Consider the following 15229-nt stretch of genomic DNA (forward strand, 5'->3'; position numbering starts at 1 on the left):
TATCGTTGTCTTTGTTCTCCCAAGTGAACACACCTCCACTACTGTCATTATCGGTCTGTCCGTTAACGAGTGTCCACTATTTATTCTAATTGCATCTTGTACCTTAATTTACAGAATACACCCATGGGCCAAGGAATAAGGGCATTAATGCACCTTATTTTTTGTGCATACACCCTTCAAGCAGCGAAAGGAAGAATTTAGTGTGCAATTTTGCCTTTAATCGCTCTTTTTTCGTTTATTCAGCCTAATTAAGGTGCCATTTTTCCTTTATTTTCCGCTACTCCCCTGTGCCAAGGTGAATTTGGCCTCCGAGCTATAGCTGAGTCACCCGAAGTACGGCTTGCTCATAAAATTATTAATCAGCAGGGAGCCCAGCGGCCCTTTATCCGACCTCACCCTTCTCTACCCGCATCCAGCAGACGCAGCTCCTCGGCTGTCAGCTCGCGGCAGGCGCCCTGCGGCAAGCTTTCGTCCAGCTTCAGCCCGCCCATAGATACACGCTTCAGGAAGACTACCTTTTTGCCAACGGCCTGGAACATCCGTTTGACCTGATGGAATTTACCTTCGGTGATCGTAAGCGAAATCTGCGAGATGACTTTGCTGCCGCGCTCGCGGCTAAGGATGGTCAACTGCGCAGGTAGAGTCACATACCCGTCCTCAAGCTCCACACCAGCCGCGAAGGCCGCTACATCGGCAGCATCCACTTCGCCCTCCACTGTGGCTTCATAAGTCTTCGGCACATGTTTGCGCGGGGACAACAGTTCGTGAGCGAGCTTGCCGTCGTTGGTGAGCAGAAGTAGTCCTACCGTATCCTTATCCAGCCGGCCGACCGGAAACGGTTCGAAATGCGCGTATTCCTGGTCCAGCAGGTCAATTACAGTCCGATCCCGGCGGTCTTCCGTTGCCGAGAGAACGCCGGGGGGTTTATTCATCATAAGATATATATGTTCGCGGTACGTAAAACGTTGGCCGCCAATTTCTATGACATCTTGATTAGGGTCGACATGAATACCGCTGTCCTTGACCACGGTACCGTTCACTGTAATGAGGCCCTGCTTGGCCTGCTTACGAATCTCGCTGCGTGAACCGGCTCCGATATGGGACAGCACTTTATCTAACCGTTGCTTCTTGCTGCTGTTACCTGAAGCTCCCATCTTACGTCCACCTCCATCCAGCGGGATATTCGTTCTTCAGCATGCCATCCTGCCATTTGCCCCATCCCGCACTGTAGCCGTCAATGCAGACCAGCACATAGCCCTTCAAGGGACTTCCAGGCTTAACGACCAGTCGCTCCTCAGGGATCGCCAAAGTCTCTCCCTTAAGATAAGAAACTGCCTCCCCGCTGGCACTAGACAACGACAGACTGCGGCTGCTTTCTTCAGGCCGCAGCGCGGTCGCCAGCGGATGGCCGGGAATGAACCGGCCATTGCGGACCTGTCCCAGGTACCAACCGGGACGGACCGCCTTAAGCCCGTTCAGTGCCGCCTGTGGCAGCGGCGACAGGTAGAGATGGTCACCGAACAGCACGGGATGACCCTCAAGCTCCGGGCTCAGCTGTTCGCGAGCCCAGTCGCGGTACGCAGACAGCGCGGCCTCTTCAGCTGAGGCCTGACCCCGGCCACCGTCTCGGCCCGCTGGCCGCCCGCCCTTGCCGCGCCCGTTCTCCGCGCGGCGCACGGCAGACTTGCCAGACTCGGCCTTGCCTTTCCTAGGCCGAGCCGCAGCTGACAGTGTTACATCGTCAGCCGTACCAACTTCGGCATCCGGCTTCGCGGTGCCGTCATGCCGCAGCACGGCCATGAAGTGGCCTTCGCCCTTCACCTTGTGCGGCCACAGCCGTGCCGTACCGGCAAGCTCACCGAATCCTGGCGCGAACGATCCGGTGCCGCCCACGGGCACTACCGAAAAGTGCGGATGCACCGCTAGGAAGGTTGCAATGCTGCCTTCATTCTCTTCCGGGGAAAAGGTACAGGTAGAGTAGACAAGCGTTCCACCTGGAGCCAGCGCCATTGCAGCCGAGTTTAGAATTTCCCGCTGCATGTCCGCATATTTGGCCGGTGTCCCCGGCTCCCATTGACGCACCATGTCCTCATCCTTGCGGAACATCCCCTCGCCGGAGCAAGGTGCATCGATCAGGATTTTGTCAAAAAAGCCGGGGAACGCCGCCGCGATTCGCTCAGGGCTCTCGTTCAGTACGATTCCATTCCGAACGCCGTACAGCTCCAGATTCTTGGCTAGCGCCTTGGTCCGCTCAGAATGCAGATCATTACTGATCAAGAGACCCGCGCCTTGAAGTTTAGCGGCAATCTGGGTGGATTTGCCGCCGGGAGCTGCGCACAGGTCGAGCACACGGTCGCCGGGCTCTACGCCAAGCAATTCCACCGGAGCCATAGCACTAGGTTCCTGAATGTAGTACAAGCCCGCATGATAATAGGGATGCTTGCCTGGACGTGCTCCTTCTTCAGTATAAAATCCCGTAGGACACCACGGGATAGGCTCAAGCCCAAGCGGAGACAGCGCCCGCAGTGCTTCCACCGTTATTTTTAACGTATTCACCCGGATGCCTCCATATGGAGTCTCCTTGTAGGTGTCTGCAAATTGCTGATATTCATTTCCCAGCAGTTCCTTCATCCGCTGGGTGAAAGTGCCGGGCAGTTGTGCCGCCATGATGCCGTCCTCCTGCTTAAATAGGGTGATGAAAGACTCAAGGAACACCCTTGCGGGTGCCCCTTAAAGTAGACTGCTTATTCTATAAATCGAACTCCAAAAGAATAAGAGCGTTGACTTACTTGTGTTTCGAATGTGCTCGGTCCGGTCGTTGTGGGCCCCGGCGCTGGGGAATATTCGGTGTGATGCCGGTAGCTGCAAGTCTCACTTGCTGCGCCAGATCGTGATCAACGATGTCGATGGTAAGATCGAAATAAGGAAACGGCTGATCAGCGAAATTCTCCAGACGAACAGCATACTCCTTTACTTCACCCACCAGCTTCGCGAGATCGATACCGAGCGTCTTCGCCGGATAATTCTCCAGCTTGGCCGCCGCCCCCTGCAGCATCATTCTGCCACCGCGAACGTTGTTGTTCCGGAAGTGGTACAGTCCGACGGCTACCTGCAACAATCCCTTATATAAAGGGTCCTTGTCCTTGGCAAGCCACAGCTCCTCGAGCACTTCATGACACTCGAAATAATCTCTGTCCCGGTTGAAGTAGACCAGATATGCCAGGTACAGCGGTTCATAGTCCATCCGGCAGATCGCCCTTCTTCGCTTCAGAGAGGAGTCCGCGCACATGGTCCAGAAGTCCCTTCATGGCCTCCATATCGTGAGCCTGCCAGATTTCATTGAACCGTTCCTGGCTCTCGATGGCTTCATTGACCAGATGATAGAAATACAACTGGTGAATAGCCTTCAGCAATTGCGTGGTTGTATTCGAATTTTCCTCGAAGGTCATCTGGGCATCCAGAATTTCTTCACGGATACTGGACATTTCACTGTCAAGAATCGATGCCGCTTCCGCCGCCGTCTTCAGACGCACCCGGATTTCATCGGGCAGGCTTTCACGATATTTATAATTCAGGGAGTGTTCGATCGTCGCCCAGAAATTCATAGCGAGCGTACGGATCTGAATCTCAGCGAGCACAATCTTTTGGCCCAGGGCCGTCTGTACAGGATATTTGATAATCATATGAAAGCTGCGGTAGCCGCTCTCTTTATAATTGGTGATGTAATCCTTCTCATAGAGGACTTCCAGGTCCTTGCGGGCCCGGATATATTCAGCCACCCTGCGAATATCCTCCACGAATTGGCACATAATGCGAATGCCGGCGATATCCTCGATGCCCGTCTCCAGATCTTCCATCTTCACATTCAGGCGCTTGGCCTTTTCCAGAATGCTGGAGAGCCGCTTTACCCGGCCGGTTACGAACTCGATTGGCGTATATTCCTCTCTTTTTTTCAACTCCGAACGCATGGTCTTAAACTTAACTTTCAGTTCCTCCACAGTTTGCTCATATGGAAGTAAAAAAGTTCCCCAATCCCTTCCGTCCATCGCCTTCGTCCTCCTGTCCTTTCGTCTTCCTCAGTGATGATCCGCGCCCACCGCTTCGGAAAGTGTACGGAATCCGTCCCGGCGCAGCAGTTGCCGCAATCCGGCATGCAGCCTCCGGTTCACTTCAGGTCCCTCATAGATGAGGGCTGTATAAATCTCAACCAGGCTGGCGCCCGCCCGGATCTTGTCATAGGCATCCTGACTGGTGAAAATCCCGCCCGAACCGATAATCGGCATTTGGCCGCCGGTCTGACGATAGATTTTGCGGATAATTTCAGTGGAACGGTCACGGAGCGGCTTCCCGCTGAGGCCTCCGGCCTCTCCCGCCTTCTCATGGCTCAGTCCCTCACGGGTTATCGTAGTATTAGTAGCGATAATGCCGTCCATCCCCGCTTCAGTCAGCGTATGTACCATATATTCCAGCTCGGTGTCGCTCACGTCGGGAGCGATCTTCACCAGCAGGCTTTTGTTCAGTCCGGTCGCCTTGCGCTGAATCTCCATTTCTTCCTTGACCTGAGCCAGCAGGAACGACAGCTCACTACCGTGCTGGAGGCTGCGCAGGTCTGGCGTATTTGGCGAGCTGATGTTCACCACAAAAAAATCACCGTACGGATACAGCGTACGGATACACTGGCGGTAATCCTCATGGGCGGCTTCATTACTAGTCGCCTTGTTCCGTCCAATATTGACCGCAACCGGAATTCTGCGGTGCTTCAGTGCCTTCAGCCGCTCCTTCATGGCCTCGGCGCCTTCGTTGTTGAAGCCCATCCGGTTAATCAGGGCCTCGTCTGAGGGCAGGCGGAACAACCGCGGGCTCTCGTTGCCCGGCTGTCCTTTGGGCGTCACCGTCCCCACTTCCATGAAGCCAAAGCCGATGGAAGAAAACCCCGGCACTGCTGCAGCGTTCTTATCCAGGCCCGCAGCCAGTCCTACCGGAGTAGGAAAGTGAACGCCAAACAAATCGACAGCCATGTCGGCCGTCTCCGGCACCCCGTACATCAGGCGCAGAGCCGCGCTGCCACCAGGCATGAATGCTGCTTTGTCCAGGCCGCCAACGACCAGATGGTGCGCCTTTTCCGGGTCCATTTTGAAGAAAATCGGTTTTCCAAAATTACGATACAGCACCATTCTCGCTCCTTCATGGGGTCATCGCTAGTGCTTAAGTCTCCCCGCTTCTGTAGGTTTCTACTTGATTTTAGCCTTTTCCGGGTGAAAAGAAAAGTTTTTTGCCCTTTCCCGCTCCAAAGGACCCGTAGTCCAAGTATAGTAATTTTATTGTAAACGCATTACAATGTAAGGGTAATCACCGATTATAAGAGAAAGAAGGTCGAACTGTATGTCAACCAAACGTAAACCTCCTACACTGCAGCAGAAGAAGGAAGAAGTGAACCGCAAAGCCCTCTTGTGGATCGGCGTAAGCCTTGTATTACTTATCATTCTGATTGTTGTTCTGTTAATTGTAGCAGGCAATTAGTTCAACCAGTGGTACTTTTTATGGGGGTTGGTCTGATTCTCTGAAGTTGCCGGCGCGAAGCGTTCCTTCGGCAGCAGCAGTTCTGCAGGCAGAACCCCTCTGCTGATTTCTACCTTCGTTCCCTTAGGCGCCAGTGCGAATAATTCCTCCACATCCCCCCGTCTCATCCGAATACAGCCCAATGACTCATCCTTGCCGATACTGTTCAGATCATTCGTGCCATGAATGGCATAATTCGTGTCTGAGAGCTGCATACCGCGGCTGCCGAACTCTCCGTTGTCATGCCCATTAGGATTAACAACCTTATCCGATATCGCAAAACGTCCCTCAGGGGTACGATCCCCGCCTAGGCCCACTTCATAGTTCCGCAGCATCACCGAGCCGCTGACGACTGCCAGACGGTGTGTTTGTTTATCTATAATAATAGTAAGCGGGCTGGCAAAAAAGGGCTGGCCCTGCGTCCCGCCGCTAGCCCCAGACCCACTCCCGTCAGCTCCCTGCGCGGCTTGTGACGTAGCTGGCTGTTCCGGTTGATCTCCTCTTGCCCCCGGGCTTGCCGCCGCCCTGAGCGGCTTAAACGCCTGCTTCATAGTAGGCGTGACGCCCCCCAGCCAATTCCCGGGAAACGGTCCAGTGAGTTCCTTCAGGGAATCCGGCAGCTTTCCCTTTGCAGACTGGTAGGCCTTCATCGCGCTCCACAGCACCGCTTGCTCCTCCTGGGCGTCTTGCCACTCTCCGGCCTGCTTGGCCAGTTCGCCATGCTCCGGCGGCTTACAGTTGCAGACAGCCGGCTCAAAGGACTGATACTCGATGACTCCATCACTCTTCTTTTCGAGCGCAGAAATCAGTGGCAGCCGCTTCTTCCAGATCAGCCATTGTCCTTGACGCTTCATACCGAGTACCGCTGTCTTGGAACCCTCCTGCTCCCCACCGAGCATCGTGACCAGCAGCTTGCCGGCTGAGGAAGCGCCTCCACCTTCGACCGCCGTGAAGGCTAGCTTGGACTTAACCGGTGTCTGACTATTTCCCGGTTTAGCAATGGCAGGTACCTCTACAGGATCAACCTTGTCTGAATCCCCTGCAGCTGAAGACCCATCGGGTTCCCATTGCCCGACAAGCCCCGGTGCAGCCGCCGAAGGGATGACCACCAGCAGCAAGAGTATTAGCGCCATCAGCGCGCGGCGGATCTTCTTTCGTTTCCGGTCCCGCTCGCGCCCGGCCTGAAGCAGCCCATCCTCATACTCACGAAGCATTTCGGCGGGCACCTTACTATGCTCGAAAGCCTCATAGACTTCCCCGGACTGGTTAAAGCAATAATTGGCTTTGCCGTGCTGTCCGTTCTTATAATATTCTTTCCCAAGCAAGTACCATGCCATCTTATTATCAGGATGCATCTGCACGTAGGCTTTGAGATGCTGTATATTTTTCATCGGGACCTCCGCTATTTAAAGATTCCTTCATTATTACTATCGGCTGGATATGAAAAAAAAGACATCCCCAGCACCAAAATTGGGCCTAAGGATGTCTTTTATCTCGTATGACGATAATATCGCGGGTGAATTAACCTTCTTTATTAAACGGCTCGTCCGCAATCTTGATGGAATCGGTTGGGCATCCGTCGCAAGCATCTTGCAGATCGTCGAACAGATCGTCTGGAATTGCCGTTACGCCGTGGTTTCTGTCATTCTCATAAATAACTTCCGCCAAGCCTTCATCATCGTAATCATAAATATCAGGGGCCGTCGCGCCACATGCACCACATGCAATGCAAGTATCTTTCTCGACCCAAGTGTACTTAGCCATAATTTATCTTTGCCTCCTGTTAAACAATACAGCGCCGTGAGAACGGTCTGTTATTTTTCTCATATTAATATAAAAGGAATGCAATTTCAATGAATTTTCAAGACGTTTGCATTTCCGCCTCAAAATATGGCAACTGATCCAAGCGGATAGTCACGCCCTTATTTTCAGTCCTGATCCCGCTCCAGACGGCCGAGATTATCTTTCTGCAGCGAGGTGCCCCGTTCCTTGTGGTTGCGCAGCAGCGAGGAGTGCGTATCGCTCAGCATCCCTGCCGTCAGCACCGCATTTTCGCCGAATTTATTACGCAGCATGTCCATGGCCTTGTTAAGCGATTCCTTCTTGGGCTGGCGTTCATAATCGAACAGATCCAGTTGAATCGCCGCCTCTTCCTTGGGAGACAGCCCCTGAGAGGTCACACCAAGCAGGCGTACAGGTTTGTCTCCCCGCCAGTGGCGCACATACAGGTCACAGGCAGCCTTGTAGATATCCTCCGCCGTCTCTGAAGGTGCGTCCAACTGACGTGAACGGGTGATCGTCTTCATATCGGGCGTGCGGATAGTCAACTGGATCCCTGCGGCCACAAGACCCTGTTTGCGCAGCCGTCTTGCCACCTGATCGCTCAGGTTGAGCAGGATGGGCCGGGCCTCCGCGATGCCTACAACATCCCGGGGCAGAGTGGTCGTATGCCCGATGGACTTGCTCTGTTCCCGTTCCGGATTGACAACGCCATGATCGATCCCATTGCCCGCCCGCTTCAGCCAGGAGCCCATGACGCCAAAATGCTCAGTCAGCATCCGCTCGTCAGCAGCAGCCAGCTGTCCAATGCTGTAGATCCCAAGCTTCTTCAGTTTCTCCGCCGTCTTCCCGCCGATCCCGAACATTTCGTTGCAGGGCTTATGCCACAGAATATTCGGCACATCGCGCAGCCGCAGCACGGAAATACCATTAGGCTTTTTCAGATCAGAGGCCATCTTGGCCAAGAGTTTATTCGGAGCAATTCCAATGGAGCAAGGGAGGCCCAGTTCCTCCATAATACGGCGCTGAATCTTCTCCGCAATCTCCAGCGGTGTACCAAACTGGCGGGAACCGGTAATATCCAGATAACATTCATCAATGGAGACCGCTTCAAGTAAAGGAGTATAACTATAGGCAATCTGCATGAACGCATTCGAATATTTGCGGTATAAATGAAAGTTTGGTTTAATAACGGTCAGCGAAGGGCAGATCCGCAGTGCCTTCTGCACCTGCATTCCCGTAGAGATGCCTTGTCGGCGCGCAGCATAGGAGCAAGTTACAACAATCCCCTTGCGCATCTCCACGCTTCCGGCCACTGCCGTCGGTTTGCCCTTATATTGATCCGGGTCCTCCGCCTCATGGACAGAGCAGTAAAAGGCGTTCATATCCACATGCAGGATCACCCGGCCGCTTGCGGGATAATATTGATCAACATTCTGCACAATATCTACCCTCTATCCTCTTATGGTTTCTATTGTCAGAACTAGAATACCGCTCCCCTGCGCGAAGGTCAACTCACCGAGCCTGCTTCTTTAGCACAAATGTTCTCTACCACGTTGCCGTATAAAAAAGTTCTCTGTTACATTCCCGCGTAAAAATGCTATAATGTATAAATTCATTTCCCTTAAGGAGGACTATCATGTCAAAGTCCATCTCCATCTTCGATACAACGTTGCGCGACGGCACCCAAGGTGAAGGTATCAGTCTGTCGGCCGACGACAAGCTGAAGATCGCCAAGAAACTCGATGATCTGGGTGTGCACTATATTGAAGGTGGCATCCCGGGAAGCAACAATAAAGACATCGAATTTTTCAAAAGAGTTAAAGAACTACACCTGAACGCCAAAATCACCGCCTTCGGCAGCACCCGCCGCAAGAATTCCCTGGCTGAACATGACGACAATCTGCAGCGGATGATTGATGCGGGCGTGCCTGCAGCCACACTCGTAGGTAAGTCATGGGATTTCCATGTGCATACCGCGCTCCAGACTACACTGGAGGAGAATCTCGCCATGATTGGGGATTCCATTTCCTTTCTGAAGCACAAGGGCCTTGAGGTTATTTTTGATGCCGAGCATTTCTTTGACGGTTATAAAAACAACCCCGAATACGCCGCGGCAGTCCTGGCCAAAGCCAGAGAAGCCGGCGCAGACTGGCTGGTTATGTGCGACACGAACGGTGGAACACTTCCCCATGAAATACAGGAGATCGTCACGTCATTGTCGGCACGGCTTCCAGAGGCCAAGCTTGGGATCCATACCCACAATGATTGCGAACTGGCGGTGGCCAATGCGCTTAGCGCCATCGGTGCAGGCGTCCGCCAGGTTCAGGGAACCATCAACGGTTACGGCGAACGCTGCGGCAACGCCAACCTGTGTTCCATCATCCCTACGCTGCAGCTCAAGATGGGTTACCACTGTATTCCGGGTGACAACTTGTCACAGCTCACCAACACTGCCCGCTTTATCAGCGAGGTAGCCAATGTGAACATGCCTGTGAATCAACCCTATGTAGGGAATGCTGCTTTCGCTCACAAGGGCGGTATTCACGTCTCCGCCATCCTGCGCGATTCTCGTACCTATGAGCATATTGCTCCCGAGCTTGTCGGCAACAAGCAGCGCGTTCTGGTCTCAGAACTTGCAGGACAGAGCAATGTACTATCGAAAGCTCAGGATATGGGGCTTCATCTTGATCCTAGCAGCGAACAGGCTCGCAAAGTTATCGACAAGATCAAGACATTGGAACATCAAGGTTATCAGTTTGAGGGTGCAGATGCCTCACTGGAGCTGCTGCTTCGTGAAGCAACAGGTGAAGTCAATGAACTGTTTGTCTTCGAGTCCTTCAAGATGCTGGTGGAGAAAAATGCCGGCAGTCCCGTTGTCTCCGAAGCCTTTGTCAAGATCCGGGTCGGAAAAGAGAACCTCTATACCGCCGCGGAAGGCAATGGTCCGGTCAATGCACTCGACAACGCGCTACGCAAGGCCCTGCTAACCTACTTCCCGCAGCTTAAGGAAATGCACCTCTCCGATTACAAGGTGCGGGTTCTGGATGAACAGGATCAGACAGCGGCGAAGGTACGTGTATTGATCGAGTCGAAAGACTACCATCAAACCTGGAGTACCGTTGGCGTATCCAGTAACGTCATTGAAGCCAGCTGGGAAGCACTGGTCGACAGTATGCGTTATGCTCTGCTTGGCCAGATTTCCCAAGTGCATGAGCACCTTGAAGATCATGAACCAAGAGGCCTCGTTAACCATTAACGAAGCCGTAACACAATAAAGCCCACTTTCAGCAGCCTGATTGCTGAAAGTGGGCTTTTTTCAAATTCTAATTATTCTTATTTCCTAAGAACCAGTGAGCGCAGTGATCTTCGCTTCCAGTTCCTCCGGCGTCAGGATACCAAGAATAATCTCGGAGATGACACCGTTCTTGTCAATAAGTACATTAGTGGGAAAGACCGCACCGTTATATTTGGCAAAGGCCTCGCCCTTCTGGTCGTATATCACCGGAAATGTCAGCTTGAACTTCTTCACGAAGCGTTCGGCATTCGGCTTGTAATCATGGCTGGTCACATTGATGCCGTAAATATCCAGCGTGTCCTTATATTTTGCGGCTATGACATTCAGCTCCGGAGCCTCCTGCTGGCAGGGATCGCACCAAGAGGCCCAGAAATTGAGCAGAACGGCTTTTTCTGTTTTGCCGCCTACCTGGTATGTGCTGCCGTCACTTCCTTGCAGGGTTAACGCTGGCGCCAGCAATCCGGCACGAGGTCCGGATTCAGTGGGCAGCTCCTGCGATTTGAATACAGCTACCGCTTCTGAGCCCCGTTCCCGCCACATTACAAGCACAACCAGAATAACAATCAAGGTTACTACCGCTAAATTCCGTTTATTAACAGCTTTCATTGGCGTCTGTTCCTTTGCGAAATGGGATAGTTTCTTACTATTGTACCCCCATTCGGTAAAGTTTCAAACCATCCATAAATTTGTCATACATAAAAAAAGGATTCCGCCGCAGAGGACGAAACCCAAATGAAGAGAGGGGTGAACAATTGACAGCCCGCCGGAGAAATGTCCAGTCCATAGGATGGAGTCTTTCTTACAGCAAGCGCTGGGGAGGCACCCGCTGTCCAGTTGTCCACGTCAAGCATGAGGAGGCCTGCCGGTTGCTGCCGCAGCGGGAGGCATGCGATCGACAGCTTGTGTCAAACGCAGGCGTAGCGCCTTACCCGCTGCGTTCTGTAGCCCCATGCCCACGGTTATACACACATATGGGTTAGCGGTGCTAGGCCCTGCTTAAATAAGCGTACAAATCCCCTAACGTCTCCACCTGACGCCGTTTGGCAATCTCCCGAAGGTAGGCCACCCAGAGCTGCGCCGTCATTTTGGCATCCTCCAGAGCATGATGTCTCTCTGTAATTGGTATACTGTGTACGGCCAGCAGTTCATCCAGAGAATAGTTGCTACGCTGTGGCTCCAGCCATCTAGCCAGCATCATCGTATCCAGTACACGATGCGTTAGCTGAACCTTGGAGGTTTTCCACAGGGCTGCATTTAGAAAAGCTTTGTCATGCGCACTGGCATGAGCCACCAGCACCCGCTGCCCTACAAAGGACATGAAGTTATGAAGCCCCTCCATCAGAGGCGGCGCTGTCTTAGTCATTTCCTCCGAGATTCCTGTTAGCTCTGTAATGTTACCCGGAATGGACGTCTGACAGTTGACCAAGGTATAGAAGGATTCCTCCTCCTTGATCTCCTCCCCTACTACCCGAATCGCGCCGAAGGACATAATCTCGTCACCATGCTGGTGAGAAAAGCCTGTTGTCTCCAGGTCAAAAATCACCGTCTCCAGCTGTGACAGCGGAGTATGCAGCACCTCAGGCCGCCTTTTCTCCCGCATCAGAGAGCGGATAAAAGCCATCTGCTGGGCGGTCTGCTGCGCCGTTTCTCCGCCCCGCATGGAAGCAATCGCGGACGGCATTCCACCCTGTCTCAAGTTGCTCCAGAATCCGCCGCCCTTATTTGGCTCCTTCATGACTGTCTCCTCTCCGCTGCTCTGAGCTGTCTTTGCAAGGCACGGTGAATACGCCTGACCAATAGCAGACTTCCACGCAGCTCCGACATTAACTGCTTGTTCTTCAGGTCCTGCTCCGAAATATAATCACTGCTAAGCAACAACCCATTCTGGGTGATATAAGGTGTATTCGAACGCATTCGTAGTGCTGTCAGGAAGGCTGTACGGATATCAACAAGATAATCATACTGCCCAAGTTGCTCCAGTTCCGTAAGCCGATTCAAAGTAGCACTCTCCTGAATTCCGTGCGACAAAGACAAATGTCTTACACTGTTAACCAGCGGGATATACATCCCGTATTTAATGTCGAATCCTCCGGCGTAGTCCCCGAAACGTTCAGTAAGCACTTGACCCAGCAGATTAAGCGTCGCCTTGTGACGGACTGTGTTGCGCAATACGGCAGTGCTGAGTTTCTCATTGTCAATGAATCCTTCATGATAGGCCTTCAGCCATTGTGCCGACAATTCAGCGTTCCCGGCAACATGACGCATATCTGATGCAATGATGAGATAGCGGACTGGCTCCCATTCCAGCTGGCTTCTCCATCCTTCGAGCTGTTCCTTCCATTCCTGGAGTGTCTTGCGCCACATTGGCTCGGAACACATGACCTTGCCTTCGCATTTCTCATACCCTGCTTCCTCCAGCACATCGGATAGCAGCGTACCGAAGACTTCAAAATACCGATTCTTGGCCCCATCCGGTTCCCCATCCACAATTAAACCGTTATCCTGGTCGCTCCATAAAGTAGCTTCCTGTCGGCCCGCACTGCCGAATACGATAAAAGAATAAGCGCAGGGAGGCGGGCCGTAGCCCGCCTCTCTCATCTGCGCCTCGCATATTTGCACTGCGGCCTTGGCAATGAGGTCATGCATGGCATTCACGCGTGACAGCCATTCCCCAATCGGAATCATGTTCAACTGCTGGAGAAGCACATTTTGACAGGCGATGCGCCTTATCTTAAGTTCATGCGGCGAACCGGCCGTTGCGATGGAAGTATAGTAGTTCTCATTGACCCATCCTGCAGACTCCATCGAAGCCACTCGGTTCGCCTCCCTTATAAGTGAAGTTATATTAATGCTTGGCAGAATTGGATTCCGAATCTGTAATCAACTTCATTTGCTCAGGGTAGCCATAGGTACCATGCTCACTGATATCCAGTCCCATCAACTCTTCCTCTTCCGTTACGCGGATGCCATTCACCAATTTCATAACATACAAGATGATGAAGGACAGCACAGCTACGAAGACGAATGTTCCAACTACGCCAAGGATTTGAACACCCAGCTGATGGAAGCCACCGCCGTAGAACAAGCCCGCTTGACCAACACCCACCGTCTCAGCCAATTCAGGTGTTGCGAACAAACCAGTGGATACCGCCCCCCACACTCCGGCGAGGCCGTGAACAGAGAAAGCATAGATCGGATCATCCAAACCTGCACGCTCCAGCCATTGTGCTGTCATGAAAGTAAATGCTCCCGCTACAAAACCGATCAGAATTGCAGCCCAAGGCTCAACGAAAGCACATGCTCCTGTAATAGCTACCAATGCTGCCAACACACCGTTCAGCATCGCTGGAATATCCGATTTACCGAAATACAGCCAGGAAGCAATCAGCGCTGCAAGACCGCCTGCTGCCGCTGCAATGTTTGTAGTCACTGCTACGTGTCCGAAGAAACCACCCATTGGTGACAGAGCACTACCAGGGTTAAAGCCGAACCAGCCGAACCAGAGAATGATAACGCCCAGGACAGTAAAAACTTGGTTATGGCCCGGGATGATGACCGGTTTGCCTTCTTTATTGAATTTGCCAAGTCGCGGCTTCAGCAATATTGTAGCCACTAATGCCGCAGTTGCGCCCGTCAGATGGACTACAGTGGAACCTGCATAATCTTGCATTCCCAGGGAGGACAACCAGCCACCGCCCCATACCCAGTGGGCAACTACCGGATAAATGACTACCGAGAAAATAATACCGAAGATAATATATACGCTAAGTTTAGCACGTTCAGCCATACCACCAGATACGATAGCCAGCGATACCGCTGCAAAGGCCATTTGGAACAGGAATTTAATATTCAAAGTTACATCAGAGCCAGCCAGGGAATCAAAGGAAGCTGCTGTGCTGTCTCCTCCATAAAGGAAGCCCGTTGTACCGAAGAACCCGTTACCATTTCCGAAACCGAGTCCGAAGCCGACAGCCCAGAAGCAAAGGCTTGCGATCGCCAGCGTCAATACCGTTTTACCAGCAACGTGACCCGCGTTCTTCATTCTTACCGAACCAGCCTCCAGCAGTGCAAAACCGGCTTGCATAAAGAAAACCAGAATAAAGGCTAAGAAGGTAAATGCTGTGTCGAGCCCGATTTGCAATTGCGGACTAGTCGGACCATCCGCTGCAAACGCGCTTACCGGATAAATCATCAGTGTTATCATAGCTAACACCAAAACCAGCCATTTCTTTCTCATTGTTCCCCACTCCCCTAATGTTATATTTTCTAACAAGTTGTGAAACTCTTAATGTCATTATAAGCAGGAGTAAGGTAAATTGACAAGGGTATTTTTAAACTTTTCATTATTTATTTTAGAACCGGCTTTTAATGCACTAACTTAAGATATGGAGATCACGCAACCAATAATGTTTTAGAATAACGCAAAACATACATTCGTCTTTAATGTAACCGCATCCAGTAAATTGCTGTGTCTGATCAACAATTCAAGTGTTTTTAATGAATATTACAATCAATAAATCTGCATTGTTCGTGTTTATATATCCACCCCTATGACGTTCATCACCTAACATATCATGTTACATTAACACTGTT

At 52.1% G+C, this 15229-nt stretch carries 14 protein-coding genes; 2 read left to right on the forward strand and 12 right to left on the reverse strand.

All coding sequences use genetic code 11. The features are described 5' to 3' along the window. Positions 1-392: 392 nt before the first annotated feature. The 5 genes from ACFVU8_RS19495 to ACFVU8_RS19515 form a co-directional block, all read right to left on the reverse strand. A complete protein-coding gene (locus ACFVU8_RS19495) occupies positions 393-1154 on the reverse strand; it encodes a pseudouridine synthase (protein ID WP_175374374.1) in 762 nt (253 codons plus the stop codon). A gap of 1 nt (position 1155) precedes the next feature. After that, on the reverse strand, positions 1156-2667 hold the full coding sequence (locus ACFVU8_RS19500) for an RsmB/NOP family class I SAM-dependent RNA methyltransferase (protein WP_387429499.1): 1512 nt from the start codon (positions 2665-2667) through the stop codon (positions 1156-1158). A gap of 118 nt (positions 2668-2785) precedes the next feature. Then, positions 2786-3244, reverse strand: coding sequence for a DUF309 domain-containing protein (locus ACFVU8_RS19505; RefSeq protein WP_387429502.1), 459 nt, complete (start codon positions 3242-3244; stop codon positions 2786-2788). After that, positions 3234-4046: a GTP diphosphokinase gene (yjbM, locus tag ACFVU8_RS19510; protein ID WP_175374371.1), complete on the reverse strand. Its 813-nt coding sequence runs from the start codon at positions 4044-4046 to the stop codon at positions 3234-3236. The genes ACFVU8_RS19505 and yjbM overlap by 11 nt, the downstream gene beginning before the upstream one ends. 30 nt (positions 4047-4076) lie before the next feature. Then, a complete protein-coding gene (locus ACFVU8_RS19515) occupies positions 4077-5171 on the reverse strand; it encodes a quinone-dependent dihydroorotate dehydrogenase (RefSeq protein WP_175374799.1) in 1095 nt (364 codons plus the stop codon). Positions 5172-5382: 211 nt separating this feature from the next. Here ACFVU8_RS19515 and ACFVU8_RS19520 point away from each other — a divergent pair, with 211 nt between their 5' ends. Beyond that, the gene (locus ACFVU8_RS19520) at positions 5383-5520 is read left to right on the forward strand and encodes a hypothetical protein (protein WP_175374370.1); all 138 of its coding nucleotides are present in this window, start codon (positions 5383-5385) and stop codon (positions 5518-5520) included. Here ACFVU8_RS19520 and ACFVU8_RS19525 read toward each other — a convergent pair. The 3 genes from ACFVU8_RS19525 to ACFVU8_RS19535 form a co-directional block, all read right to left on the reverse strand. Next, positions 5517-6950, reverse strand: a complete 1434-nt coding sequence (locus ACFVU8_RS19525) for a L,D-transpeptidase family protein (protein WP_387429504.1) — start codon at positions 6948-6950, stop codon at positions 5517-5519. The genes ACFVU8_RS19520 and ACFVU8_RS19525 overlap by 4 nt on opposite strands. Positions 6951-7080: 130 nt before the next feature. Then, positions 7081-7323 carry a ferredoxin gene (locus ACFVU8_RS19530; RefSeq protein ID WP_175374368.1) on the reverse strand — a complete coding sequence of 81 codons (243 nt, stop codon included), beginning with the start codon at positions 7321-7323 and terminating at the stop codon, positions 7081-7083. Positions 7324-7487: 164 nt separating this feature from the next. Then, the gene (locus tag ACFVU8_RS19535; RefSeq protein WP_387429506.1) at positions 7488-8780 is read right to left on the reverse strand and encodes a DNA polymerase IV; all 1293 of its coding nucleotides are present in this window, start codon (positions 8778-8780) and stop codon (positions 7488-7490) included. A gap of 197 nt (positions 8781-8977) precedes the next feature. Here ACFVU8_RS19535 and cimA point away from each other — a divergent pair, with 197 nt between their 5' ends. Beyond that, complete coding sequence (cimA, locus tag ACFVU8_RS19540; protein WP_387429508.1) at positions 8978-10597, forward strand: citramalate synthase; 1620 nt, start codon at positions 8978-8980, stop codon at positions 10595-10597. An 84-nt stretch (positions 10598-10681) separates the two neighbouring features. Here the strand turns inward: cimA and ACFVU8_RS19545 are convergent, their stop codons facing one another. From ACFVU8_RS19545 to ACFVU8_RS19560, 4 genes are all read right to left on the reverse strand, one after another. Continuing rightward, positions 10682-11242 (reverse strand): TlpA family protein disulfide reductase, encoded by a 561-nt coding sequence (locus ACFVU8_RS19545; protein ID WP_387429511.1) that lies wholly within the window; start codon positions 11240-11242, stop codon positions 10682-10684. Between the two features lie 379 nt (positions 11243-11621). After that, entirely contained in the window at positions 11622-12371 is a 750-nt protein-coding gene (locus tag ACFVU8_RS19550) for an exonuclease domain-containing protein (RefSeq protein WP_379468743.1), read from the reverse strand. Then, positions 12368-13450 carry a DUF294 nucleotidyltransferase-like domain-containing protein gene (locus ACFVU8_RS19555; RefSeq protein ID WP_387429514.1) on the reverse strand — a complete coding sequence of 361 codons (1083 nt, stop codon included), beginning with the start codon at positions 13448-13450 and terminating at the stop codon, positions 12368-12370. The genes ACFVU8_RS19550 and ACFVU8_RS19555 overlap by 4 nt, the downstream gene beginning before the upstream one ends. Positions 13451-13481: 31 nt before the next feature. Further along, positions 13482-14873, reverse strand: coding sequence for an ammonium transporter (locus ACFVU8_RS19560; protein WP_379468739.1), 1392 nt, complete (start codon positions 14871-14873; stop codon positions 13482-13484). Positions 14874-15229 lie beyond the last annotated feature (356 nt).

It is taken from the genome of Paenibacillus sp. NPDC058177 (assembly GCF_042883835.1).
GTDB lineage: Bacteria > Bacillota > Bacilli > Paenibacillales > Paenibacillaceae > Paenibacillus_AQ > Paenibacillus_AQ agri.

Bases quoted from the DNA above. Each gene is read 5' to 3' on its own strand.
- ACFVU8_RS19495 (WP_175374374.1), bottom strand. From the start codon at position 1,154: ATGGGAGCTTCAGGTAACAGCAGCAAGAAGCAACGGTTAGATAAAGTG.
- ACFVU8_RS19500 (WP_387429499.1), bottom strand. From the start codon at position 2,667: ATGGCGGCACAACTGCCCGGCACTTTCACCCAGCGGATGAAGGAACTG.
- ACFVU8_RS19505 (WP_387429502.1), bottom strand. From the start codon at position 3,244: ATGGACTATGAACCGCTGTACCTGGCATATCTGGTCTACTTCAACCGG.
- yjbM (WP_175374371.1), bottom strand. From the start codon at position 4,046: ATGGACGGAAGGGATTGGGGAACTTTTTTACTTCCATATGAGCAAACT.
- ACFVU8_RS19520 (WP_175374370.1), top strand. From the start codon at position 5,383: ATGTCAACCAAACGTAAACCTCCTACACTGCAGCAGAAGAAGGAAGAA.
- ACFVU8_RS19525 (WP_387429504.1), bottom strand. From the start codon at position 6,950: ATGAAAAATATACAGCATCTCAAAGCCTACGTGCAGATGCATCCTGAT.
- ACFVU8_RS19530 (WP_175374368.1), bottom strand. From the start codon at position 7,323: ATGGCTAAGTACACTTGGGTCGAGAAAGATACTTGCATTGCATGTGGT.
- cimA (WP_387429508.1), top strand. From the start codon at position 8,978: ATGTCAAAGTCCATCTCCATCTTCGATACAACGTTGCGCGACGGCACC.
- ACFVU8_RS19545 (WP_387429511.1), bottom strand. From the start codon at position 11,242: ATGAAAGCTGTTAATAAACGGAATTTAGCGGTAGTAACCTTGATTGTT.
- ACFVU8_RS19550 (WP_379468743.1), bottom strand. From the start codon at position 12,371: ATGAAGGAGCCAAATAAGGGCGGCGGATTCTGGAGCAACTTGAGACAG.
- ACFVU8_RS19560 (WP_379468739.1), bottom strand. From the start codon at position 14,873: ATGAGAAAGAAATGGCTGGTTTTGGTGTTAGCTATGATAACACTGATG.